Origin of the sequence: Methylobacterium sp. 17Sr1-1 (assembly GCF_003173775.1) — a bacterium.
In the GTDB taxonomy this organism is placed as follows: Bacteria; Pseudomonadota; Alphaproteobacteria; order Rhizobiales; family Beijerinckiaceae; genus Methylobacterium.
In genome coordinates this window covers 929,416-953,292 of sequence record NZ_CP029552.1, presented here as the reverse complement: position 1 = coordinate 953,292, position 23,877 = coordinate 929,416, and the positions used below count along the sequence as shown (strand labels likewise).

Annotated in this window: 23 protein-coding genes and 1 tRNA gene; 7 read left to right on the top strand and 17 right to left on the bottom strand. The window is 69.3% G+C overall.

The features are described 5' to 3' along the window. Positions 1-10 precede the first annotated feature (10 nt). The 7 genes from fabI to DK412_RS04315 form a co-directional block, all read right to left on the bottom strand. Entirely contained in the window at positions 11-793 is a 783-nt protein-coding gene (gene fabI, locus DK412_RS04345; protein ID WP_109970951.1) for an enoyl-ACP reductase FabI, read from the bottom strand. 89 nt (positions 794-882) lie between these two features. Next, positions 883-3,180, bottom strand: coding sequence for a DUF3141 domain-containing protein (locus DK412_RS04340; protein WP_109970950.1), 2,298 nt, complete (start codon positions 3,178-3,180; stop codon positions 883-885). Positions 3,181-3,203: 23 nt separating this feature from the next. Continuing rightward, complete coding sequence (locus tag DK412_RS04335) at positions 3,204-3,701, bottom strand: hypothetical protein (protein ID WP_109970949.1); 498 nt, start codon at positions 3,699-3,701, stop codon at positions 3,204-3,206. Positions 3,702-3,719: 18 nt separating this feature from the next. Then, a complete protein-coding gene (locus DK412_RS04330) occupies positions 3,720-4,937 on the bottom strand; it encodes an acetate/propionate family kinase (protein WP_109970948.1) in 1,218 nt (405 codons plus the stop codon). A 2-nt stretch (positions 4,938-4,939) separates the two neighbouring features. Continuing rightward, entirely contained in the window at positions 4,940-6,052 is a 1,113-nt protein-coding gene (locus DK412_RS04325) for a phosphate acetyltransferase (protein ID WP_109970947.1), read from the bottom strand. Positions 6,053-6,176: 124 nt separating this feature from the next. Further along, on the bottom strand, positions 6,177-6,602 hold the full coding sequence (locus tag DK412_RS04320) for a hypothetical protein (RefSeq protein ID WP_245447422.1): 426 nt from the start codon (positions 6,600-6,602) through the stop codon (positions 6,177-6,179). A gap of 115 nt (positions 6,603-6,717) precedes the next feature. Next, entirely contained in the window at positions 6,718-7,122 is a 405-nt protein-coding gene (locus DK412_RS04315; RefSeq protein WP_109970946.1) for a hypothetical protein, read from the bottom strand. 148 nt (positions 7,123-7,270) lie between these two features. On the opposite strand from DK412_RS04315, the gene DK412_RS30815 reads away from it, so the two are divergent. Beyond that, positions 7,271-7,555: a hypothetical protein gene (locus DK412_RS30815; RefSeq protein ID WP_245447421.1), complete on the top strand. Its 285-nt coding sequence runs from the start codon at positions 7,271-7,273 to the stop codon at positions 7,553-7,555. A 385-nt stretch (positions 7,556-7,940) separates the two neighbouring features. Here the strand turns inward: DK412_RS30815 and DK412_RS04300 are convergent, their stop codons facing one another. Next, entirely contained in the window at positions 7,941-8,297 is a 357-nt protein-coding gene (locus tag DK412_RS04300) for a DUF2958 domain-containing protein (protein ID WP_109970943.1), read from the bottom strand. A gap of 153 nt (positions 8,298-8,450) precedes the next feature. Here DK412_RS04300 and DK412_RS04295 point away from each other — a divergent pair, with 153 nt between their 5' ends. Then, on the top strand, positions 8,451-9,089 hold the full coding sequence (locus DK412_RS04295) for a site-specific integrase (protein ID WP_245447420.1): 639 nt from the start codon (positions 8,451-8,453) through the stop codon (positions 9,087-9,089). 580 nt (positions 9,090-9,669) lie between these two features. Here the strand turns inward: DK412_RS04295 and DK412_RS04290 are convergent. From DK412_RS04290 to rpsA, 9 genes are all read right to left on the bottom strand, one after another. Further along, complete coding sequence (locus DK412_RS04290) at positions 9,670-10,920, bottom strand: site-specific integrase (protein WP_245447419.1); 1,251 nt, start codon at positions 10,918-10,920, stop codon at positions 9,670-9,672. 274 nt (positions 10,921-11,194) lie between these two features. Then, positions 11,195-11,271 (bottom strand) — tRNA-Met (locus DK412_RS04285). Positions 11,272-11,396: 125 nt separating this feature from the next. Beyond that, positions 11,397-12,617, bottom strand: a complete 1,221-nt coding sequence (trpB, locus tag DK412_RS04280; protein ID WP_109970941.1) for a tryptophan synthase subunit beta — start codon at positions 12,615-12,617, stop codon at positions 11,397-11,399. 56 nt (positions 12,618-12,673) lie between these two features. Further along, positions 12,674-13,363: a phosphoribosylanthranilate isomerase gene (locus tag DK412_RS04275; RefSeq protein ID WP_109970940.1), complete on the bottom strand. Its 690-nt coding sequence runs from the start codon at positions 13,361-13,363 to the stop codon at positions 12,674-12,676. A gap of 48 nt (positions 13,364-13,411) precedes the next feature. Then, positions 13,412-14,350: an ornithine cyclodeaminase family protein gene (locus tag DK412_RS04270; protein ID WP_109970939.1), complete on the bottom strand. Its 939-nt coding sequence runs from the start codon at positions 14,348-14,350 to the stop codon at positions 13,412-13,414. Between the two features lies 1 nt (position 14,351). Beyond that, positions 14,352-14,708: a LapA family protein gene (locus DK412_RS04265; protein ID WP_109970938.1), complete on the bottom strand. Its 357-nt coding sequence runs from the start codon at positions 14,706-14,708 to the stop codon at positions 14,352-14,354. 127 nt (positions 14,709-14,835) lie between these two features. Then, positions 14,836-15,162 (bottom strand): integration host factor subunit beta, encoded by a 327-nt coding sequence (gene ihfB / locus DK412_RS04260; protein WP_109970937.1) that lies wholly within the window; start codon positions 15,160-15,162, stop codon positions 14,836-14,838. Between the two features lie 64 nt (positions 15,163-15,226). Beyond that, positions 15,227-16,183, bottom strand: a complete 957-nt coding sequence (gene sppA, locus DK412_RS04255; protein ID WP_109970936.1) for a signal peptide peptidase SppA — start codon at positions 16,181-16,183, stop codon at positions 15,227-15,229. A gap of 246 nt (positions 16,184-16,429) precedes the next feature. Beyond that, positions 16,430-18,142 (bottom strand): 30S ribosomal protein S1, encoded by a 1,713-nt coding sequence (gene rpsA / locus DK412_RS04250; RefSeq protein WP_109970935.1) that lies wholly within the window; start codon positions 18,140-18,142, stop codon positions 16,430-16,432. Between the two features lie 593 nt (positions 18,143-18,735). Here rpsA and DK412_RS04245 point away from each other — a divergent pair. The 5 genes from DK412_RS04245 (at position 18,736) to DK412_RS04225 (ending at position 23,794) form a co-directional block, all read left to right on the top strand. Beyond that, the gene (locus DK412_RS04245) at positions 18,736-19,215 is read left to right on the top strand and encodes a (2Fe-2S)-binding protein (RefSeq protein WP_093568276.1); all 480 of its coding nucleotides are present in this window, start codon (positions 18,736-18,738) and stop codon (positions 19,213-19,215) included. Next, complete coding sequence (locus DK412_RS04240) at positions 19,212-21,557, top strand: xanthine dehydrogenase family protein molybdopterin-binding subunit (RefSeq protein WP_245447418.1); 2,346 nt, start codon at positions 19,212-19,214, stop codon at positions 21,555-21,557. Before DK412_RS04245 ends, DK412_RS04240 begins: the two co-directional genes overlap by 4 nt. Before the next feature lie 197 nt (positions 21,558-21,754). Next, a complete protein-coding gene (locus DK412_RS04235; RefSeq protein WP_109970933.1) occupies positions 21,755-22,159 on the top strand; it encodes a hypothetical protein in 405 nt (134 codons plus the stop codon). A 152-nt stretch (positions 22,160-22,311) separates the two neighbouring features. Next, positions 22,312-23,394: an alkene reductase gene (locus DK412_RS04230; RefSeq protein ID WP_109970932.1), complete on the top strand. Its 1,083-nt coding sequence runs from the start codon at positions 22,312-22,314 to the stop codon at positions 23,392-23,394. Positions 23,395-23,542: 148 nt separating this feature from the next. Next, positions 23,543-23,794: a DUF4170 domain-containing protein gene (locus DK412_RS04225; RefSeq protein ID WP_109970931.1), complete on the top strand. Its 252-nt coding sequence runs from the start codon at positions 23,543-23,545 to the stop codon at positions 23,792-23,794. Positions 23,795-23,877: the final 83 nt, after the last annotated feature.

Below are 23,877 nucleotides of genomic sequence, written 5' to 3'. Positions count from 1 at the left end.
GGCGCGCTCCTCACGCCATGATGCTCAGGCCGCCATCGACGTAGAGCGTCGTGCCGGTGAGCCGTGCGGCGTAGGGCGTGGTCAGGTAGGCGGCGGTCAGCCCGACATCGTCGATGTCGACGAGCTCGCCGATCGGCGCGCGTGCGACCGCCTCGTTGAGCAGCAGGTCGAAATCCTTGAGACCCGAGGCGGCGCGAGTCTTGAGGGGGCCCGGCGATACGGCGTGGACACGGATGTCGCGGTCGCCGAGCTCGTAGGCGAGGTAGCGCACGGCGCATTCGAGCGCGGCCTTGACCGGTCCCATCAGGTTGTAGTTCGGCACCACCTTGGCAGCGCCGTGATAGCTCATGGTCAGGAGCGTGCCGCCCTCGGTCATCAGCGGTGCGGCGAGCCGCGCCATGCGGATGAAGGAGTGGCAGGAGACATCCATCGCCACCCCGAACCCCTCGGCCGAGCTGTCGACGAGGCGGCCCTGCAGGTCGGCCCGGGGCGCGAAGGCGATCGAGTGGAGCGCGATGTCGAGCCGGCCCCAGGTCTCGCCGATCCGCTCGAACACCCCCTCGAGGTCGCCCGGTGTCTGCACGTCGCAGGGCGCGAGGATCGGCGCGTCGAGCTCGCGCGCCAGGGGCTCGACGAAGGGCTTCGCCTTCTCATTGAGGTAGGTCAGGGCGATCTCGGCCCCGAGCCGCCGGAAGACCCGGGCGCAGCCATAGGCGATCGAGTGCGCGTTGGCGACGCCGAGCACCAGGGCGTGCTTGCCGGCCAGCGCGTTGCCGTCGGGGATCTGCGTCATGGCTCTCGTCTCCGTTGCGCGTCGGCTCCTGGCTCCCCGGTCCGGGGTCGTGACATGTCCGGTCACCCTCGCGATGCAGCCGTCCTCGCTCAGCCGGCTTTCTGCCGGGGCACGCCGGACTCCGCCGAGATGCCCGCGGGGGCGAGGCCGAGGAGATCGCGGAACCGCGGCAGCAAGGCGCGCTGCTCCGGCCCCAGGCCGAGGCGGTTGCCCAAGCGATCGACGACGTCGAGGAGGCGGCGGCGCTCCTCCGCTTTCCGCACGAGGTCGGGCAGGGATGCCATCGCGGCGTCGGGCGCGTGCTCGACGATCGCCGCCTGCCGGCGCACCACCCGGGCCGCGTCGCTCGCCGACATGGCGAGCAGGCCGACGTCGCGGCCGACGAGCTCGCGGATGCGCTTGAAGGTCGACAGCCGCCGCTCCTTCGGGCCGAGGCGGGCCATCAGCAGGCACGCTCGGACGGCCGCATCGGTGAAGCCGCCCTCGTCGATGCGGGCCATCGCCTCGCGTAGCGCCGGCGTGCCCTCGGTCGCGGCGGCCGGTTCCTCGGCGCGGGGCAGCACCGTGCTCAAGCTCGCGTAGGTGGCGTAGAACAGGTTCTCGGCCGACGCGTCGCGCATTTGCCGGTAGAAGTCCCAGGCCGCGGTGATCCCGGCGGCGCTCCTGCGCTCGGCCGCCGCCCAGGGCCCGGCCTCGTCGCGGCGCACGCGGTGGGCCCGTGCGAGGTCGGCCCACGGCGCGAGGGCGGAGAGCGCCGGGTTGAGGTCGGACAGCGCCCAGCGCCGCACCCGCAGCGGGTGCAGCGCCCTGAGCGCCGCGCCGGCCTCGCGCGGCACCCACGCGCTCACGACCGGGTGCACGAAGGTCTCGTAGGCGGCGGCGTTCAGCTCCGACACCCGGCGCACCGCCTCGAACGGCACCTCGTCCTTGCGGGCGTATTTCTGCAGCCGCTGCAGGTCCTCGACCTCGAGTTCGCGCAGCACCACGTCGTAAGCCGGACCGGTCTCGTCTTCCGTCTCCTCGACCTTCATGCCGTAGAGGCCGGGCGGCAGGTGCTCGATGTAGTCGAGGAGGTCGACGATCTGGGCGTGCTCGCGCCGCGCCACGCTGCCGGAGACGAAGATGCCGAGATGGCCGACGCTCTCGTGCATCAGCCCGACGATGACCTGCCCGTTGGCCTTGAGGTCGGCGGTGGTTGGATAGAGGTCGGCGACCCAGTTGAAGGCCTGCTGCGGCGGCGTGATGTTGTCGCCGAGCGAGGCGAATAGGATGATCGGCGAGCGGATCGCCCGGAGGTCGAAGGCCTTGCCCTCTTCCCATTCGGCGCGGCCGGCGGCGAGCCGGTTGCCGACGAACAGGTTGTCGACGATCCAGGCGATCTCCTCGCGGTTCATCAGGTAGTAGCCGCCCCACCAGCGCTCGAACTCGAGGAAGCGCGCCGGCTCGGTGTCGATCTTCGAGAACAGCCCGTAGGCCTTGCCGAAATGGGTGTTGGCCGGATTCAGGTATTCGAAGTTCTCGACGAGGTAGGCGCCGTCGAAGACGCCGCCGCCGAGATCGCTCGCCAGCAGCGCCGGCCACGACCCGCCGAGCAGCCCGCCGGCGTAGCGCATCGGGTTCTCGGCGTCGTTGCCGGCCCAGTACGACATCGGCGCGCCGTTGATCACCAGCGGGCCGGCATGCTCGGGATCAAGCGCCCCGACCAGCATCGCGGCCCAGCCACCCTGGCAATTGCCGACGATCACCGGCCGGCCGCGGGTCGGGTGGCGCTCGCCCACGAGGCGCAGGAAGGCGGCCTCGGCCTGGGCGACATCGGCAAGCGTTTGGCCCGGGACCGGCTCGGGGTAGAAGATCACCACGTAGACCGGGTGGCCGGCGGACAGCGCCATGCCGACCTCGGAATCGAGCTTGAAGCCGCCGATCCCCGGCCCGTGCCCGGCCCGCGGGTCGATGATGACGTAGGCGCGCTTGTCCGGATCGATCGCGACGCCGTCCGGCGGCAGGATGCGGGCGAGCGCGTAGTTCGCCGGCCGCTCGTAACCGCGCGCGTCGGCGACGATCTCCCACTTGAAGGCGAGGAGCGGCGGCTTGCCGGCCGCCTCGTGCGCCAGCCAGTCGTTGCCGCGCCGGCGCATCGTGTCCCAGAACAGGAGCGAGCGCTGGGCGAAGTCGGCCCAGTAGGTCACCGTGTCACTGAGGCTTTGCGCCGGCGTGGCGGGCTTCAGCGCCTCGGCCCAGGCGCGGTTGGCCGCCAATGAAGCATCGACGCAGCCCTGGACCGCCGCGGCGCAGCGCTCGCGGTAGATCTCGGCCAGGCGGGCCTGGACCGCGAACAGGGAGGGCGGCGCTCCGGCTGCGTCGGGGCGGGTGGTCCGGATCTCGGCCATGGTCGTCTCCCTCGCTCCGGCGCTCAGTGGCGCGTGGTCTCCCAGGTGAGGAACAGGCCGACATCGCCCGGCATGCCGTCCGGCCAGTCGACGATCATCGCCCGCAGGCCGTAGCCGGCCGGGTGCAGGCGTTCGTGCCAGAACTCGTAGGCCTGGCGCGGCCGGCCGGTCAGGGTCGCGGGCCAGCCCGGCTCCGCATTGTTGATCGCCCGCCCCTTGTCGGTGCACATCAGGTTGGGGAAGCGCATCACCAGGAGCTCCTTCTTGCCCTGCTCGGCGGCGATGCGGAGCCGGTGCAGGAGCATCTGGGTGATCTCGTGCACCTTCTCGGGCGTGAGTTCGACCGGCTCGGCGAGCTCTTTGACGAGCGCCTCGCGCGCCTTGCCGGCACGGTCCTGCCCTTCGACCTCCTTCATGGCCTTCGCCGCCTTCACGCGGGCCGAGTAGGCGTCGAGGTCGTCGGCCGACATGAAGGGCTCGTTGCCGAGGTTGGCGGCTGGTTGCGTCGTCTGGGCTTCCATCGCTCAAGTCTCCCTTCTTCACGCCGCCGGCCGCGATGCCGGCGCGAGCACCGCGCGCATCCCGCGCGCGATCATCGCCTCCTCGTCGGTGGGGATGACGAAGGCCTGCGGGCCGGGGCCTCGCGTGATCAGCGGGCCGCCCGCATCGTTCTTCGCCTCGTCGAGCCGGAAGCCGGCCCAGGCGGCGCCCCGCAGCACCTCGGCCCGGGTCGCGGCGTCGTTCTCGCCGATGCCCCCGGTGAAGACGAGGCCGTCGATGCCGCCGAGCGCGGCGACGAGCGAGCCGAGCTCGCGGCCGATGCGGTAGACGAAGAGGTTGATCGCCTCGCGCGCGCCGCTGTCGGTGGCGGCGTGGGCGCGCAAGGTGCGCATGTCGTTCGAGAGGCCGGAGACCCCGAGCAGCCCCGAGCGGGTGTAGAGCATCCGCTCCGCCTCGTCGGGTTCGAGGCGCATCTCCCGCAGCAGGAAGAACACCACGCCGGCATCGAGGCTACCGCAGCGCGTTCCCATCGGCAGCCCGTCGAGGGCGGAAAAACCCATCGTGGTGGCGACGCTGCACCCGCGATGGAGGGCGCAGAGGCTGGCGCCGCTGCCGAGATGGGCCACGACTGTGCGGCCCTCCGCGAGGGCGGGCGCGTGCTTGGGCAGGGCCGAGGCGATGAAGGCGTAGGACAGGCCGTGGAAGCCGTAGCGGCGCACCCCGCGCGCCGTGACCTCGGCCGGCAGCGCGAAGAGCTGGGCGACTTCCGGCTGGCCGCGGTGGAAGGCTGTGTCGAAGCAGGCGACCTGCGGCAGATCGGGAAAACGCCGCCGCACGATGCGGATCGGCTCCAGGTTGTGCGGCTGGTGCAGGGGTGCCAGCGGCACGAGCCGCTCCAGCGCCCGCACCACCGCGTCATCCACCTGAACCGGTGCGTCGTAGGCGATGCCGCCATGCACGACCCGGTGCCCGACCGCGGCGAGGCGGTGGCCGCCGCGATGGGCGCGCAGCCACGCCGCGACGTGGAGGAGCGCCGCCTCGTGACCGAAGGCGTGACCGTCGGGCCGCTCGTCGGCCACAAGTGCGCCGTCGCGATCGCGCACGATGAAGCGCGGCGTGCCGCCTAGGCCCTCGACCCGGCCGCGGTAGAGGCGGTGCGGGCCGCCGGCCGCGCCAGCCTCGAAGTCGTCCGCTCCGAAGACCTGAAACTTCAGGCTCGACGAGCCGGCGTTGAGGACGAGGTGGGCCAGGATCATCGCTAGACCTCCGGCAGGGCTGTGGTCGTCCGCCTCGCCGCGGCGACGAGCGAGGCGACCGCGCAGGAGGCGAGACGGGTCGTTTGCGAATCCGCCCGGCTCGTCAGGATGATCGGCACCCGGGCACCGAGCACGATTCCCGCAGCGTCCGCCCCTGCCAGGAAGGTCAGGCTCTTGGCCAGCATGTTGCCGGCCTCGAGGTCCGGCACCACCAGCACGTTGGCCCGGCCCGCGACGGCCGAGCGGATCCGCTTGATCGCCGCCGCGCCGAGGTCGATCGCGTTGTCGAGGGCGAGCGGCCCGTCGAGGACAGCACCGGTGATCTGGCCGCGATCGGCCATCTTGCACAGGGCGGCGGCGTCGATCGTCGAGGGAACCTTCGGGTTGACCGTCTCCATCGCCGAGACGATCGCGACCCGCACGGTCTCGACCCCGAAGGCGTGCGCGAGGTCGATCGCGTTCTGGACGATGTCGCGCTTCTCCTCGAGGGAGGGCGCGATGTTGATCGCCGCGTCGGTGACGATGAGCGGGTCGGCGTGGCCCGGCACATCCATCACGAAGCAGTGGCTCAGGCGGCGCGCGGTGCGAAGGCCGCCGTCGCGCCGCACCACGGCAGCCATCAGCTCGTCGGTGTGCAGGCTGCCCTTCATCAACGCCTCGGCCGCGCAGGCCTGCACCAGCGCCACGGCCTGCGCGGCCGAGGCGTGGCTGTGCCCGGCCTCGACGATGCGCCAGCGCTCCGGTTCCTGCGTCGCCAGCGTTGCGGCCGCCGCGAGGATCCGCTCGCGCGGTCCGACGAGGATGGGTTCGATCAACCCGAGATCGGCGGCCTCCAGCGCCGCACCGAGGGCAGCCTCATCGCAAGGGTGGGCCACAGCGACCTTCAGTCGGGGCAGCGACTGCGCTGCCGCGATCAGGCGTTCGTACTTCTCGTGCCGGCGGTGGGCCGGCGCCGCTCGCGTCGTCGCATGGGCCACGGTGCTGTCTCCTGGCGCTGCGGACTTCTGGCAAAAGAGATCGCAGTTCGTCGCGAGATCGGTGATGGTGCAGCGCCTCGGGTCGGGCGACTTTGCGATCGGATCTCTCTCCCGTGCCGCGGGGCGGGCCGGCGGCATCTGGTCGATACTTTCGCGAAGGGCGGGATCGCGCTTGATCGGGCAGGACAGCCGGACCCCGTCTCGCAACGTCGGAGCCGTTAGGGGGCGAGGAAAGGCGATTCCCCTCGCCCGGCGGTTCCCGTCAGTACTCGTAGTAGGCGGCGGAGGGACGCCGGCCGATCGCCTGAGGCTCGTGCCGGACACCCCTGACGACGGCCACGGTCGGAGGTGCGGGATCGTAGGGGAGGAGCGAGGCGCCGAAGGCGATGAAGCCCGCCGCATTCCGCAACTCGTCGGATTGACGTGGGTCGCGGGAGATCAGGTCGGCCTCGCGAAAGAGCCGCCGGTTGCACCAGCGCGGCGGCAGGCCGTCCGGAGGCGTGCAGGCATCGTGGCGCGCGCAGGCCGCGTCGAGCGCGTCGACCGGCGGCAGCGGCGCCCGGCTCCCGAGGCCGCAATAATGCCCGTGCACGAGGAGGGCCGGGTCTCCCGCGGTCTGCGCCTGCGTCGGCGACACGGCGGCGATGAGAAGCGCGGAAACCAAGCTGCTGAGGATCGCGGTGCGCATGGATGGGACCTCCCTGGAGGGTGTCGTCCGTGTCGGTTCGCGGGAGCTATCCGCGGGGTGCTGAGACGGATGGTCTCCCTCGCGGGTCGCGCGTTCACGCTTGTCGTGGGCGCCGTTAGTACGGGCTGCAGGTGCCGGCGTAGGTATCCCAGTAGCTGTAGGGACCGCACCGGCCGTAGGTGGACCCGTAGTAGCCCGCCGCCGCAGCGGCACCCACGCCGGCCGCGGCGAGGCCGTAGCCGACAGGGCGATACCGGTAGCCATAGGCACCGTAGCGGCCGTATCCGCCCCGATAGGCATATCCTCCGCGATAACCGTAGCCGCCGCGATAGCCGCCCCGGATGCCCGCCACGCGCCCGCCGTGGAAGCCGCCGCGATAGCCCGCTCCCCGGAACCCGCCGCCATGGAAGCCTCCGCCCCGGAATCCTCCCCCGCCGCCCCGGAAGCCGCGCGCATCGGCTGCAACGCTCGTGAGAAGCAAGGTAGCCATGGCGGACGCTACGATGATGAGGCGCCTCATGATTTCGTCTCCTTGTCGACTGATGTGGGCATGCGATTCCAGGCCATGGGCTATGGTCGACGCAGGTCCCTCTGTCACGACTTTGCAGATTTACGACTGTGATGAGCCAGAAGCTTGATCGGAAAGGACAGCTGTCGTTCACCGGGAGATGCCGTTCTTTGCGGGCGCAGCCGCCGCTTCTTCAGTTGGCACGGGGCATCTTCGCCCTGTGGAGCGCCATGTCGGCCGCCTTCAGCATCTCGGGCGCATCGCGATGGTGATCGGGGTAGCCCGCAAGACCGATGCTGGCCCTGCACGAGAGCCTGTTCTCGCGTTGATCGAACAGCTGGTGCAGGTGATCAGCCAAGAGTTGCGTATGGTTGGCCGCGTGCTCCAGCCGCATCAATTTGGTCAGCAGGATCGAGAACTCGTCGCCGCTGAGCTCGGGCCATGAGGTCGGACGCCCGCAGCCTGTCGCCGAGCCGCCGCGCGGTTTCGCACAGCACGGTATCACCCGCATCGTGACCGAGCCGCTCGTTCACGTCCCGCAGCCGATCGAGGTCAACCAGCAGCAGGTTGGCGGCCGCTCCGTCCTCCTCGGCGGCGGAAACAGCTGCTCGAAGCACCGATGGAACAACGTCCTCAGGCTCACGTCCCACCATTTCAGCTCGCCCCTGGCGGTCTGGCAAAGCTCCGAAACCGCGCCGATCTTCCATGTAATGGTAACTTGCACGACAAGAGCGGACATTGCAGAGGCCACGTTCTAATGTCCGCAATTGGCGCACTGCCGACGCTCGTTGGTCATCGACCGAGCAGCCGCTTCCGCCTCGCGCGCCCCCTCAACTGTCACGCTGAATGGGCTGACCCAAATCGACGATCCGCCCGGCCTCGCGCGCCGCACGTGCATAGGCGGATAAGGGATGAGCGGGCCGGAACGAAGTATCTCGCTCCAAGCCGATCGCGAGACCCGCGCTCACCTCCTCGATCTCGGCGAGGCTCACATACCCTAGTTCGGGCTCACCGAAGCCGAGGTCGCACAGCCCGTAGAGGGTGTCGCCGTCAGCCTCCATCGCGCAGATCAGCCACGTGGCTGGTCCCGTAGGGTTGAACAGCTTGAGCACCGGGCGGTGATCACCGTCGCGATCACGGCCGTTGGCCAGCAGCAGTTCACGGGTGGCAGCATCAATCAGGCGCATGGGGGCTCCTCGCTTGTGGGGCGAGGAAGTCGTGCAGCCTTTGGCGAGGGAGCGCGAGCTTGGAGGGGAGATTAGCTGCGCGGGCAAAACATCATAAAAGTAGAATTCTGTAATGTTTGCGGCTAAGTCGCTGATCCCATTGAGCGCACCTGCGTGCTCGCCCTCACGCGCGTCTGGAAATATCATACTTTGCAGCAAAACAGCTTGAAGTATGAGGTTTCGGTGAAGCAAGCGCGTGTGCCCACCGAGGCCGAGTTCAAGCGCCTTACAGCCGTAGTGAGCCAGGGGCGCTACGGTCCCCGCAACCGGATGGCTCTCATGCTGAGCTATCTGGCAGGTCTCCGAGTGGGCGAGATCGCCTCACTCCTTTGGGGCGACCTCCTCGACGGAGAAGGCAAGGTGCGGGAGCAGCTGCGGCTCAGCGCGGCCGTCACAAAGGGCGGGCACGCCCGCGTGGTGTTCCTCAACGCGCGCCTTCGGCGGGAGATCGAACAGTTCCGGTCCTCCCTGTCCTCCTCCCCTCCCCGCGAGCAGCCGGTGCTTGTCACGCAGAAGCGCGCAGCGTTCAGCGCGAACACGCTGTGTCAGCTCATAGGAGGATGGTACGATCAAGCGGGCTTAGACGGTGGGTCCAGCCATAGCGGTCGCCGGTGGTTCATCACTCGCCTCGCGCACGCGGGTATCTCGCCCAAGGCCATCATGATGCTAGCGGGCCATCGGCATCTGTCGACAACACAGCGTTACATCGATGTGAACGACGAGATGATGCGTTTAGCGGTTGAAGTTATATGATTATATTATCTAGATTGTTAATCTCGTAATCATTACCCAATTGTCAATCGATTTTATATTACCCTCAAGTAGAATCATATATGGCATAGAGATTTTATTGCACTCAGAACTCTGGTCGGTCTTTGACAGTGACGGCGCATCAAGCCAGTATAGATCTAGCTTTGAATTATCATGCGATATTAAGAGGGTCATCTTTATAATGCTACCGGGATGTTCGCGCCTGTCCATCCAATTTTTTGCCTCTAAGCTGTATGTTTTTGTTTGTATTTTATAATATTCGATGCGTATTAATGCACCTCTGAACTCGATAAGTCGCCCATCAGGCCCATAAGGCGATCTATCTCTGTAATACGTTACATCAGAATTATTATCAATTTGTTCTTCAAATTCGTTTGTTAACCATGAAACGATGTTACTCAGCCCGCGTATTTCATCGCTCTGACTCGCAATTTTTATGAGAAATCCTATGAAGCTCAAATTGACAGCGCTATTTGTAGGTAATTGAACTTGTGTCATTAAACTACTCGAGCAGCCTACCAATCAGTACGGTCAAGAATATATGAAGATGCTTTTTTAAGCGTTAAGATCGCCTCCATTCGGGTCGAAGCCGATCTACCACACGCTCCAGCCGCACTTGCCCGTAGTGCTTATCGATCATGGCCAGTGATGTGCGACAGTTGCGGGCCACATCAAGAACCTCAGATCCGTTGGCCAGCTGCTCGCTGATGTAAAAGTGCCGGAGCGAGTAGGGCGTGCGCTTGATGCCGCGGTGATCCCGTTCCAGTCCGGCAGCCTTAAGCAGCTCAGTGAAGCCGTTGGCCACCGACGTGATGCGCTTGCCCGTCTCGCTCGCGAACACCGGATCGGCATCCATGGGCTCACGGCCCATGCTGCGCTCGAACAGCATCCACAGCGTATCGAACCACGGGATCGCCGCCTTCTGCGGGATCGCCTTGCCGCTCTTGCCCTTGCCCCGCACCTGCAACCGGATGTCCCGCTGATCCACGGGTTTGCCTCGCCCTGCCCGGTAGCCCAGCACGTCACCCCACGTGAGATTGTACATCTCCGTCGGGCGGAGACCGGAGAACGCGCCGATCATCACGTACGCGTGCAGCAGAGTGCGATCGCGTCGCGTGTGATCGTCCAGCCGCTTGATGCGCCAGCGACGTTTGTCGCTGGCCTCCACCATCGCTCCGCCGCCGTCCATGATGGGGTCCACCAGCCGACTGAGGCTCACCTTCTGCAGGTGGGCGAACTCATGCGGCTCGAAGCTAGGTCGCCGGTTGTCTGGCGTGCGCCGGGCTTTGATGGTGACCTCGGGCGGCGTCTTCAGGTAGCCCTGTCGCGAGGCCCAGCGTAGCAGCTGCCGCAGCACTACCAGCTCGCCCCTCTGACGGCTCAGAGAGGGCGCTGAGCGGCGTACCGGCCGGCGCAGCCGGTGACCTCCCCTCTCGTACTCGATGTGCGTGATGAGCTTGCCAGGGCCTTCGGTCCAGTAGGTGCGCCGCCACTCCGCATAGCGCTCCAGGTCAGCCTCACTCACCGCATCCACGGGCTTCTGGCCGAAGTAGCCCACGAAATACCGGCGGATCACGGCGGGTTCGCTCTTGCCCTGATCGGCTCGCCGTTCGCCCCGTTCCACCTCGCGCAGGATCTGCGCGATGTACTCCTCTGCCACGCTCTCGAACGTGTGGGCGCGGGCGGTGAGCCCCTGCTGCGCGCGATACGTCGCTTCGTACCAGATGGCCTCTGCCCGGCGCTGTGCCTCCCGGAGATCGTCGGTGTCCAGGGATCGCTTAAGCTGCCCCTGCCCGCGGATGCTGAAGCGCATCTGCCACTTGGCGCTGCCCTTGCGCTGGAACAGCTGGAAGCGCTCGTCTGGGACGTTGCCAGGGGGTCTCAAGGGGCGGCCCTGTCTGGTTACTGCGGTGCAGATGACTGCGCTAGGAGTGCGCTAGAGTGCTTTCTAACCCCCCAGCAAACCGTTACGCGCGCAGGGCAATTTTTTGGGCTGCGCTAGCACTGCGCTAGGAAATATTGCCGTTCTGGCGCAAGGGCAAGGCAATGAAAAACCCCGCTAAGTGCTTAGCGGGGTTGGGAAATTCTGGTAGCGGAGGAGGGATTTGAACCCCCGACACAAGGATTATGATTCCTCTGCTCTGACCAACTGAGCTACTCCGCCGCGCGGTGGCCGGTTCGTGTCCGGCTCTGCGGTGGCGCGGATATAGGGGGAGGCCATGGTGCCTGTCAAGGAACCGTCGCAGCCCTTTTCGCGCCTCGCCGTGAAAGGCGAGGCGCCAGGCGGTTTCAGAGGGCGTCGCCCAGGATCTCGGCCACCTGGGGGATGTCCTTGTCGCCGCGGCCCGACAGGTTCACGACCATCAGGTGGTCGCGCGGCAGGCTCGGGGCGAGTTCCTTGACCTTGGCGAGCGCGTGGGCGGGCTCGAGGGCCGGGATGATGCCCTCCATCAGCGAGCACAGCCGGAACGCCTCCAGGGTCTCCGTATCGGTCGCCGACAGGTAGGTGACGCGGCCCATCTCGTGCAGCCAGGCGTGCTCGGGCCCGATGCCCGGATAGTCGAGGCCGGCGGAGATCGAGTGCGCGTCGGCGATCTGGCCGTCGCCGTCCATCAGGAGATAGGTGCGGTTGCCGTGCAGCACGCCGGGCTTGCCGCCGGTGAGCGAGGCGGCGTGCAGGCCGCTCGAGACGCCGTGGCCGGCCGCCTCGACGCCGTAGATCGCCACCTCGCGGTCGTCGAGGAAGGGGTGGAACAGCCCCATGGCGTTCGAGCCGCCGCCGATGCAGGCAACGAGCGAGTCCGGCAGGCGGCCCTCCTGCTCCAGCATCTGCGCCTTGGTCTCGATCCCGATGATCGACTGGAAGTCGCGCACCATCGCCGGGTAGGGATGCGGTCCCGCCACCGTGCCGATGCAGTAGAACGTGTCCGCGACGTTGGTGACCCAGTCGCGCAGGGCTTCGTTCATCGCGTCCTTCAGGGTGCGGGTGCCGGACTCGACCGGCACCACCTCGGCGCCGAGCATCTTCATCCGGAAGACGTTCGGCTTCTGCCGCTCGACGTCGACCGCGCCCATGTAGACGACGCATTTCAGCCCGAAGCGGGCGCAGAGCGTCGCGGTCGCGACGCCGTGCTGGCCGGCACCGGTCTCGGCGATGATCCGCGGCTTGCCCATGCGCCGGGCGAGCAGGATCTGGCCCAGCACGTTGTTCACCTTGTGCGAGCCGGTGTGGTTCAGCTCCTCGCGCTTGAAGTAGATCTTCGCGCCGCCGAGGTGCTCGGACAGCCGCTCGGCGTAGTAGAGCGGGCTCGGCCGGCCGACGTAATGGGTGAGGTAAGCGGTCATCTCGGCCTGGAAGGCCGGATCGGCCTTGGCTGCCGTATAAGCCTCCTCCAGGGCGAGAATGTTCGGCATCAGGGTCTCGGCCACGAAGCGGCCGCCGAAGATGCCGAAGCGGCCGCGCTCGTCGGGGCCGGTGCGGAACGAGTTCGGGGTCTGGAGAGCGGTCACGGCAGGGACTCTTCGCGTCTGGGAGGTTTAGCGGATGTCGGTCTCGGCGGCGGGCCTTACGCCCTTCGCGCCTCTGGGGCAATTTGCGGTTCGGACGCAGCCCGTTTCGCGGCCGCCACGAAGGCGGCGATGCGGTCCGGGTCCTTGCGGCCGGGGCCCGATTCGACGCCCGACGACACGTCCACCGCCTGCGCGGCGGTCACCGCCAGAGCTTCGGCGACGGTGTCGGGCGTCAGGCCGCCGGAGAGCATGAACGGGTGGTCGCGGCCGGCGCCCGCCAGCAGCTCCCAGTCGAAGGCGTGGCCGTTGCCGCCGGGCAGGACCGCGCCGGGAGCCGGCTTGGCGTCGTAGAGCAGCCGGTCGGCGATGCCCGCGTAGCGGGCGGCGCGGGCGAGATCGTCGGCGGTGGCGATGCCGAGCGCCTTCATCACCGGGCGTCCGCTGAGGGCCTTCACGGCCGCCACGCGCTCCGGGCTCTCCCGGCCGTGCAGCTGAAGCCAGTCCGGATCGAGGGCCGCGACCACCGCCGCGACAAGGGCGTCGTCGGGATCGACCAGCAGGGCCACGCGCTCGGCCCGGCCCCGCGCCTGTCGCGACAGGGCGGCGCCGAGGTCGAGGTCGACGTGGCGCGGGCTCTTCGGAAAATGCACGAGGCCGATCAAGTCGGCGCCGGCGGCGAGCGACGCCTCCAGGGTGTCGGGCGTGCTGAGGCCGCAGATCTTGACGAGTGTGGGAGCGGGCGACATCCGCTCCCTATACGCCGATCCGCGCACGCCCGCACGTGGTGCGCACGCTCAAGGATCCTGCGTCAGGACTTCCCACACCGCCGCCGCGGCGGCCAGGTCCTCGATCGCGGCGCCGACCGACTTGAACACCGTGATCGCCTCAGGGCTCGGCCGCCCGGGCGCCTCGCCCCGGCACAGGGCCGCGAGGTCGCCGGCGATCGCCTCGGGTGCGAGGGCGCCGGACTGGATCGCGATCGAGACGTCGCCGCCCTTCTTGAGGGCGTCCGGCGTGTCGACGTAGACCGGCCCGCGCAACAGGGCCTCGTCGTCGGCCTCGCGCATCGCCGGCGTGAAGGCACCGACGAGGTCGAGATGGGTGCCGGGCCGCAGCCAGGCGCCGCGCACCAGGGGCTCGGTCGAGAGGGTGGCGCAGGAGACGAGGTCCGCCTCAGCCACCGCCGCCGCGAGATCGGTGACGGGGTGAGCGTCGATCCCCTCTGCGACGAGGGTCGCGGCGAGGCGCTGCGCTCCCTCCGGCCGGCGGTTCCAGACTGCGACGTCGCGGATCGGCCGCACGGCGGCATGCGCCCGCACCAGGGCGGGTGCGAGGGCACCGGACCCCACCATCACCATCCGGGACGCGTCCGCGCGGGCGAGGTGGCGTGCGGCGAGCGCCGAGGCGGCGGCGGTGCGCCAGAGGGTCAGGCGGGCGCCGTCGAGCAGCGCCAGCGGCCGGCCGTCGCGCCCGTCGCAGAGCAGGACCCCGCCCTGGATCGTATCGACGCCCCGGGCCGGGTTGCCCGGAAACAGGGTCAGGATCTTGACCCCGACATAGTCGGCCGTCCAGGCCGGCATCAGCAGCAGCGAGGCCCCGTCCGGGGCCGTCTCGATCGGGTGGTGATGGCGCGTCGGCGCCGTCGCGCCGGCCCGGAAGGCGACCCCGAGGGCGTCGACCATGCGCAGGGGCGTCAGCGCCGCGTCGATCTCGGCCTCGCCGATCAGCCGCATCTCAGGCGCGGCTCACCGGAGCCGGCAGGGCGGTGCGGCCGACAGTCGGGGTATGGGCCGAGGCGGTCTGGCGCAGGCGCTCGGCCTCGCCCCGCAGCCGGGCGAGCTCGCGGCCCTTGGCCCGGCGGTCGCGGCGGGTATCGCCCTGGCCGAGCCAGGAACCGATGCCGCCGACCACGATGCCGACCGCCACGGCGGCGAAGATCAGCGCGTAGAGCGGCATCGGCAGGCTGAAGGCCGGCGTCCCGTTCGAGAACGGATCGAAGGACAGCATCACCGGCTGGCGGTTGGCCACCGCCAGGAGCACGACCACGATCGCGATGGGCAGCAGGATCAGGCCCTTGAGGAAGCGGATCATCGGGAAACCCGGTCTTTCGTCGGTGATGCGGGAAGGAAGCGGGGCCGCCGGACGGAGCCCCGCATGGGCAAGTGTGCACGGGCAAGTGTAACGCGCGGGAACCCGAGCGCCAGGGTCGACCTTCGCCTCAGCTCGCCGCGGCCTCGGCCCGGCTCGGCTCGTCGGAGCCGATCCCGGCGGCGTTCAGGCGCAGGCGCATCTCCTTGCCGGTCTTGAAGACCGGGATCGCCTTCTCGGCCACCGCGACGGCGGCGCCGGTGCGCGGGTTGCGGCCGCGCCGCGCCTCCCGGCGCTTGACCGAGAAGGCGCCGAAGCCGCGCAGCTCGACCCGATCGCCTCGCGCCAGCGCATCCGCGATCGTGTCCAGGATGGCGTTGACGATGTTCTCGACGTCGCGCTGATACAGGTGCGGGTTCTGCTCGGCGATCTTGAGCACCAGCTCGGACTTGATCATGGGCGGTAGGGTCTCGACTGAGGCGGGCCGGCCGGGGGAGGTGCGCGGGGAGGCGTCTTGTCTTCTACGGTCGCCAGACCGCGAGGAGGCCGCCTTGGGTCAGGCTCTTCGTCTCCGGGCCGGCCTGCCGCAGCCGGGCGGCGAGGTCGTCGTAGCCCAAGAGCCCAGCGCCGAAGGCCGCAGCCGAGAACAGGCCGAAGCGGTTGTCGGAGCGCGGCTTCCAGTCCCGCACCGGCAGGTCCTTGGCGACGCCCTTCTCGCGCTCGAGCCAGGCGATGGCCTGACGCTCGTTGCCGGTCTCGTCGATCAGGCCGAGCGGCACGCTCTGGCGACCGCTGAACACCCGTCCGTCGGCCACCGCCTTGATCTGGTCGGGGTTCATCTTCCGGCGCTCGGCCACCAGGTCCTTGAACCAGCCGAAGGTGTCGCCGACGATCGCCTGCAGGGCCGCGCGGGCTTCCGGCGGGGTCGGGTGGAAGCCGCTCGGCTCGGCCTTGAGCGGCGAGGACTTCACCTCCTCCACCTTCACCCCGACCTTGTCGAGGAGGCCGGACAGCTCGGGATACTGGAACAGCACGCCGATCGAGCCGACGAGGCTGGTCTCGCGGGCGACGATGTGGTCGGCGGCGATCGCCGTGATGTAGGCGCCCGAGGCCGCCGTCCCGTCGACGAAGGCGACGATCGGCTTCTTCTCGGCAAGCGCGCGCAGGTTGCGGAAGAGCTCTTCGGACCCGGTGGTGGTGCCGCCGGGCGAGTTGATCGCTACGACGACGCCCGAGACGGCGCTCGACTCGCCGACGCGCTTCATCAGCTCGCGGGTCTTCTCGCTGCCGGCGATGAAGCCGTCGATGCTGATGCGGGCGATCTGCGGCGTGACGGCCGAGAGGCCCCTGCCCCCGGCCGCCCGCCAGCCGACGGCCCCGGCGGCGACGATCAGCGCCCCGATCCCGATCGCGCGCCAGACGGACAGCTTCCGGCGGAGAGACCGCCGGTCGAGGAGAAGTTCGGCATCAATGGCCATGCGGCGCCCGTATCCTGGTCAGACTCCGGAAGGCGCCGTCCTGCCGGGTGGTTCCCTGCAAGTCATTGGCGCACCTCGCTCCCGGGCTGTTCTACCCCCGGCCGTCGCGCAGCGGCAAGACCGGTTTTCCGGGCATCCCCCTCCCCGATCGCGGTAATTCGGACGTGAGAACGCCCGCGCGGAGGCTTTCCGCGCGGGCGCTCGGTCTCGATCCGGACTCCCGGGCCCGAAGGCCCGGGATATTCCTTACTTCTTGTCGCCCTGACGGGCCTTGAGGGCCGCGCCGAGGATGTCGCCGAGCGAGGCGCCCGAATCGGCGGAGCCGTACTGGGCGATCGCCTCCTTCTCCTCGGCCATCTCGAGGGCCTTGATGGAGAGCTGGACGCGGCGGGCCTTGCGGTCGAACTGCGTCACGCGCGCATCGACCTTCTCGCCGGCGGCGAAGCGCTCGGGGCGCTGGTCGTTGCGCTCGCGGGCGAGGTCGGCCCGGCGGATGAAGGCCTGGAGGTCGGAATCGACGATCTTGACCTCGATGCCCGAATCCTTGACCTCGAGCACCTCGCAGGTGACCACCTGGCCCTTGCGGATGCCCTCGCCCGCATCGGCGAAGGGATCGCCGGCGAGCTGCTTGATGCCGAGCGAGATGCGCTCCTTCTCGACGTCGACGTCGAGAACCTGGGCGCGCACCACGTCGCCCTTCTTGAACTCGTCGATGACCTGCTCGCCCGGACGGTTCCAGTCGAGGTCCGAGAGGTGGACCATGCCGTCGACGTCGCCTTCGAGGCCGATGAACAGACCGAACTCGGTCTTGTTCTTGACCTCGCCCTCGACCTCGGTACCGGCCGGGTGCTTCTCGGAGAAGGCCTCCCACGGGTTCTGCAGGGTCTGCTTCAGGCCGAGCGAGATGCGGCGCTTGACCGGATCGACCTCCAGGATCTGAACCTCGACCTCCTGGGAGGTGGAGACGATCTTGCCCGGATGGACGTTCTTCTTGGTCCAGCTCATCTCAGAGACGTGGATCAGGCCCTCGATCCCCGGCTCCAGCTCCACGAAGGCGCCGTAATCGGTGATGTTGGTCACGCGGCCCTTGAGCTTGGCGTTGACCGGGTAGCGGGCGGCGATGCCCTCCCACGGATCGGCCAGGAGCTGCTTGATGCCCAGCGAGATGCGGTGCGTCTCGTGGTTGATCTTGATGATCTTGACCTTGACGGTCTGGCCGATGTTGACCACCTCGGACGGGTGGTTGACGCGGCGCCACGCCATGTCGGTGACGTGCAGCAGGCCGTCGATGCCGCCGAGGTCGACGAACGCACCGTACTCGGTGATGTTCTTGACCACGCCGTCGATGACCTGACCCTCTTCGAGGTTGGCCACCAGCTCGGAGCGCTGCTCGGCCCGGCTCTCCTCGAGCACGGTGCGGCGCGACACCACGATGTTGCCGCGGCGGCGATCCATCTTGAGGATCTGGAACGGCTGCGGCGTGCCCATCAGCGGGGTGACGTCGCGGACCGGGCGGATGTCGACCTGCGAGCGCGGCAGGAACGCCACGGCGCCGTCGAGGTCGACGGTGTAGCCGCCCTTGACCTGGTTGAAGATCGTGCCGGTGACGCGCTCGTTGTTCTCGAACGCCTTCTCGAGCTTGACCCAGCTCTCCTCGCGGCGCGCCTTGTCGCGCGAGATGACGGCCTCGCCGAGCGCGTTCTCGATCCGGTCGACGTAGACCTCGACCTCGTCGCCGACGCCGATCGGCTGGTCACGGCCGGGGCCCGTGAACTCCTTGAGGGCGACGCGGCCCTCGGTCTTGGCGCCGATGTCGATGACGGCGACGTCCTTCTCGATCGCCACCACACGGCCCTTGACCACGGACCCTTCCGTGATCTCGTGCTCCCGGAACGACTCTTCCAGGAGGGCGGCGAAATCCTCGCGGCTCGACGCGGCGCCTTGCAAACCTGCGGACATTGATGCTCCTTTTCGTCCCGCCCTATCCGGGGGGACGGCGCCGGCGGCTCGTATGAACGGGCCGCTTCCGCCCGCCGGAGTCCCGAGAGGTCTCTCGGAACCGCCGCTCCCCGAAATGTGAAGGGGTGCGGGCCGGCGCATGATCGACGGGCGAAAACGTGTATTTCCGAAGGCCCCGGCCGATGCGCCGCTCAGAGCTCGTCGCTCCGCGCAGGCAGCATCCCGGCATCGGACCACCGGAGGTTGGGCCGATACACGAAAAGCAATCCTCCGGCAAGGCGTCGCCACAGGCGCGACGCGGCATTTCGGCGACGCGCGACCGTCTTGCCGACACGCGCGACTCCGGGGTACCCATCCCTAACCTGAAACAATTCTGAGTTTCAGGTGATGGCGGGCACACCCCCGGGGCCGGGGGCCGCCCAAGCAAGCAAGACCACGCCGATCCAGGCGTGATCCGGGAGGAACGGGGCGCGGGCCTGCGACGGCCGCCGCGCCGCGAGACGGGACGTAGAATCGACGGGGAGACTGGGCGCCGCGACCGGAGCCATGTCCGCGGGGCGTTCCCACAAAGCTCCCGAAGCCGGAGGGCGACGATGATCAAGCTCAACGTGAACGGTGAGGAGCGCCGCTTCGACGGCGATCCCGAGATGCCGCTGCTGTGGTACCTGCGGGACGAGCTCGGCCTGACGGGCACCAAGTTCGGCTGCGGCGTCGCGGCCTGCGGCGCCTGCACCATCCATGTCGGCGGCGCCGCGGTGCGGGCCTGCCAGACCGCGGTCTCGGCCGCCGACGGCCAGCCGGTGGTGACGATCGAGGGCCTGTCCCCGGACGGCAACCACCCGGTCCAGGCCGCCTGGCGCGACCTCAACGTGGCGCAGTGCGGCTACTGCCAGACCGGGCAGATCATGCAGGCGGCGGCCCTCCTCAAGGACACCCCCAAGCCGACCGATGCCGACATCGACTCGACGATGAGCGGCAATCTCTGCCGATGCGGCACCTATCCGCGCATCCGCGCCGCCATCAAGCAGGCGGCGGGGCTGACCCCGAAGGCCGGCCAGGGAGATCGCCTGTGATCCACGACCTCTCCTCCTTCCTCAAATCCGCCCCGGCCGAGGAGCCGGAATCCGCCCTCGCCAAGGCGACGCCCGGCCAGCTCAGCCGCCGCGGCCTGCTCGCGGGGGCGGGCGCCCTGGTGCTCGCCCTGTCGCTGAAGCCGAAGGACGGACTCGCCGCCGAGCCGGGGAAGTTCGGCGCCGACGGCATGCCGCATGGCTGGCGCGACGATCCGACCCTGTTCGTGGCGATCGCCCCCGACGGCACCGTGACGGTGACCTGCACCCGCTCGGAGATGGGCCAGGGCGTGCGCACCTCGGTCGCCTTCGTCGTCGCCGACGAGCTCGAGGCCGACTGGGCCAAGGTCAAGGTCGCCCAGGCGCACGGCGACGAGGAGCGCTTCGGCAACCAGGACACCGACGGCTCGCGCTCGCTCCGGCACTTCTTCATGCCGCTGCGCCGCGCCGGTGCCGCCGCCCGTACCATGCTGGTCGAGGCCGCCGCCAAGCAATGGGGCGTGCCGGCCGGCGAGGTGACGGCCGAGAACCACGCCCTCGTCCACGCCAAGTCCGGGCGCCGGATCGCGTTCGGCGACGTGGCGCAGGCGGCGGCCAGCGTGCCGGTGCCGGACCGCGGCTCGGTCAAGCTCAAGGATCCGTCGGCCTTCCGCTACATCGGCAAGGGCCGGGTCGGCCTCATCGACAACGTCGGCATCACCACCGGCAAGGCGCAGTACGGCCTCGATACCCGCGTCGAGGGCATGCTCTACGCCGTCGTCGCGCGGCCTCCGGTCTTCGGCGGCAAGGTCAAGAGCTTCGACGAGGCGGCGGCCCTGAAGGTGCCGGGCGTCGTCAAGGTCGTGACCATCGATCCGCCGGCCCCGCCCTACGAGTTCATGCCGACCGGCGGCGTCGCGGTCATCGCCCGCAACACCTGGGCGGCGATCAAGGGGCGCGAGGCGCTCAACCCCACCTTCGACGACGGTCCCAACGCGTCCTACGACTCGGACGCCTACCGGGCCACCCTGGAGCAGGCCGTGCGCAAGCCCGGCAAGGTGGTGCGGCAGGAGGGCGACGTCGACGCGGCGATGAAGAAGGCGGCCAAGCGCCACGAGGCCGAGTACTACATCCCCCATCTCGTCCAGGCGCCGATGGAGCCGCCGGCCGCGACCGTGCGGATCGCCAAGGACGGCAAGATCGAAGCCTGGGGCTGCGTGCAGTCGCCGCAGGCCGCCCGCGATCGGATCGCCAAGCGCCTCGGGATCGATCCCAAGGACGTGACGGTCAACGTCACGCTGCTCGGCGGCGGCTTCGGCCGCAAGTCGAAGCCCGACTACTTCGTCGAGGCGGCGCTCTGCTCGAAGGCGATGGACGGCGCCCCGGTCAAGATGACCTGGACCCGCGAGGACGACCTTCATCATGGCTACTACCACACCGTCTCGGTGGAGCGGCTGGAGGCCGGGCTCGACGACAAGGGCATGCCGGTGGCCTGGCTGCACCGCAGCGCGGCCCCGACCATCGGCTCGACCTTCGTCGCCGGCGCCAAGGAGCAGATCCCGATCGAGCTCGGGATGGGCCTCGTCAACGTGCCGTTCGCCATCCCCAACATGCGGATGGAGAACCCGCCCGCCGACGCCCATGTCCGCATCGGCTGGTTCCGCTCGGTCTCGAACATCCCGCGGGCCTTCGCGGTGCAGTCGTTCGTGGACGAGCTCGCCCACATGGCCGGCCGCGACCCGAAGGACTACCTCCTCGACGTGATCGGCCCGGCCCGGATCATCGATCCGGTCAAGATGGGCGATGCCTGGAACTACGGCGAGGATCCCTCGCGCTACCCCTACGACACGGGCCGCCTGCGCAACGTGATCGAGGCGGTTGCGCAAGGAGCCGGCTGGGGCCGCAAGGTGGAGAAGGGCCGCGGCCTCGGCATCGCGGCGCATTACAGCTTCGTCACCTACACGGCGGCCGTCGCCGAGGTCGAGGTGTCGCCGAAGGGCGAGGTCAGCGTCCAGCGGGTCGATATCGCCATCGACAGCGGCCAGCAGGTCAACCCGGAGCGGGTGCGCTCGCAGCTCGAGGGGGCGGTGGTGATGGGCATGGGCCTCGCGCTCACCGCCCAGATCACCTTCAAGAACGGCCGCGCCGTCCAGGACAACTACGACACCTACGAGCTCACCCGCATCGACGCGGCGCCCAAGATCATCAACGTGCACCTCGTGCAGGGCGGGTCCTGGGACAAGCCGCTCGGCGGCGTCGGCGAGCCCGGCGTGCCGCCGGTCGCGCCCGCCATCGCCAACGCGATCTTCGCGGCGACCGGCCGGCGCATCCGCCAGCTGCCGATGCGCGACAAGCTGAGCGCGTGATCCTGATCCTGCGGGGCCTCGTGCCCTGCGGGCCGAGACGAGGGGCCGCCTCCCGCACGGGGAGCGGCCCTTTTTTCCTGAGATGGTTCCCGCGATGCGGAACCCCCGCCCCCGTGCCGGTGTTCGCGACCAGGGTTCATCGGGCCAAGGTTCGCCAGTCAGTGCGCGCCGCGTGCTCGGAACGGGAGAGACACGCCATGAAGCTCATCCTCGCCGCCGGCCTCCTTGCCGGCCTCGCCGGTCCCGCCCTCGCCGGCGCCTGCGGCACCGAGATCTCGTCGCTGGAACCGCGCCTCGACGCGAAGGGCCGCGAGACCATCTCCGCATCGAGCGGCGGCAAGGAGGTGGCGTCCCGTCGGGAAGCTCAGGCCGAGGCGGCGACCGAGAAGGGCACCAGCCCGTCCGCGCTGCCCAAGGGCCCCGCCCCCGGCTCCGCCGAGACGCAGGCCACCGCCGACGTCGCCAAGGCGAGCGGCGGCGGCACCGGCGTGATGGAGGCGCGCGCCAGCCTCAACCGCGCCCGCGAGCTCGACAAGAAGGGCGACGAGACCGGCTGCATGAAGGCGGTGTCGGACGCCAAGGAGCAGATGGACAAGTCGTGACGTCCGGGGGGTTCAATCCCCGCCCCGAGGTGAGGCAGCGCACATCCCGGTCCGGGCCGTCGGGCCCGGGTCTGGTCCGCTGCGCTGCAGCGCCCACATCTCCCGGGCATCGCCCGGCCCTTGAAGCCGGGCTCGATCCGGAGTTGTTCTCAGTGCCCTCCCTGTTCGACCCGATCCAGCTCGGCGCCATCGCGGCGCCGAACCGCATCCTGATGGCGCCGCTCACCCGCGGCCGCGCCTCGCGCTCGCACGTGCCGACGCCGATCATGGCCGAGTATTACCGCCAGCGCGCGGGTGCCGGCCTGATCATCAGCGAGGCCACCGGCATCTCGCAGGAGGGGACCGGCTGGCCGTTCGCCCCGGGCCTGTGGAGCCCTGAGCAGGTCGAGGCCTGGAAGCCGGTGGTCGCAGCGGTGCACGAGTCCGGCGGACGCATCGTCGCCCAGCTCTGGCACATGGGCCGGCTGGTCCATCCCGACTTCCTCGGCGGGCAGCCGCCGGTCTCGGCCTCGGCCACCACCGGGCCCGACCACGCCCACACCTACGAGGGCAAGAAGCCCTATGCCGAGGCGCGGGCCCTGCGCGAGGACGAGATCCCGCGGATCCTCGAGGATTACGCCAAGGCCGCCCGCAACGCGATCGAGGCCGGCTTCGACGGGGTGCAGATCCACGCCGCGAACGGCTACCTGATCGACCAGTTCCTGCGCTCCAATTCCAACCTGCGCGAGGACCGCTACGGCGGCTCGGTGGAGAACCGGATCCGCCTGCTCGCCGAGGTCGCCCGCACCGTCGCCGACACGGTCGGCGCCGACCGCACCGGCGTGCGCCTGTCGCCGAACGAGCCGATCCAGGGCGTCGACGACGCCGATCCCGCGACCCTGTTCCCGGCCGCCGCCGCTTCCCTGTCGGAGATCGGCGTCGCCTTCCTCGAACTGCGCGAGCCCGCTCCCGACGGCACCTTCGGCAAGCCCGCCCACCCGCCGGTGGCGCCGGCGATCAAGGCCGCCTTCCGCGGGCCCCTGGTCCTGAACTCCGACTACGACGGCAAGCGGGCGCAAGCCGCCCTCGACGAGGGCCGCGCCGACGCGATCGCGTTCGGCCGCCCCTACCTCGCCAATCCCGACCTGCCGGAGCGGATCGCCAAGGGTGCCCCCCTCAACAAGGACAATTACAAGACCTGGTACAGCCAGGGACCCGAGGGCTACACCGACTACCCGACCCTCGACGCCGCCTGACGCGGCCATCTGACCGGCCCGCGCGTGCAGTGCAGCACGATCCGGCTTGACGCGCGGGCCGGCGTTTGCGACGCCCCCGGCGCCTGCCCCGACGGGCAGGCGCCGTCCCGCCGGACGGCCTTCGTCGCGGCACGCGGAGACGACGCGCATGAGCAACCCGGGCAACACCACGCCGTCCACCTCGCAGGAACCCAAGCAGCTCCTCCACCTGGTGTTCGGGGGCGAGCTGACCGACCTCGACAGCGTGACCTTCCGCGACCTCTCGAAGCTCGACGTGGTCGGCATCTTCCCCGACTATGCCAGCGCCGCGATGGCCTGGAAGGCGAAGGCGCAGCAGACCGTCGACAGCGCCCAGACCCGCTACTTCATCGTGCATCTCCACCGGCTGCTGCAGCCCTGAGGCGACCGGCGGGCGCGGCACAGCAATCCTGCACAGGAATGCAGGGGTGCTGCGCAGTCGCGCGCGCATGAAAGCATTGTGAC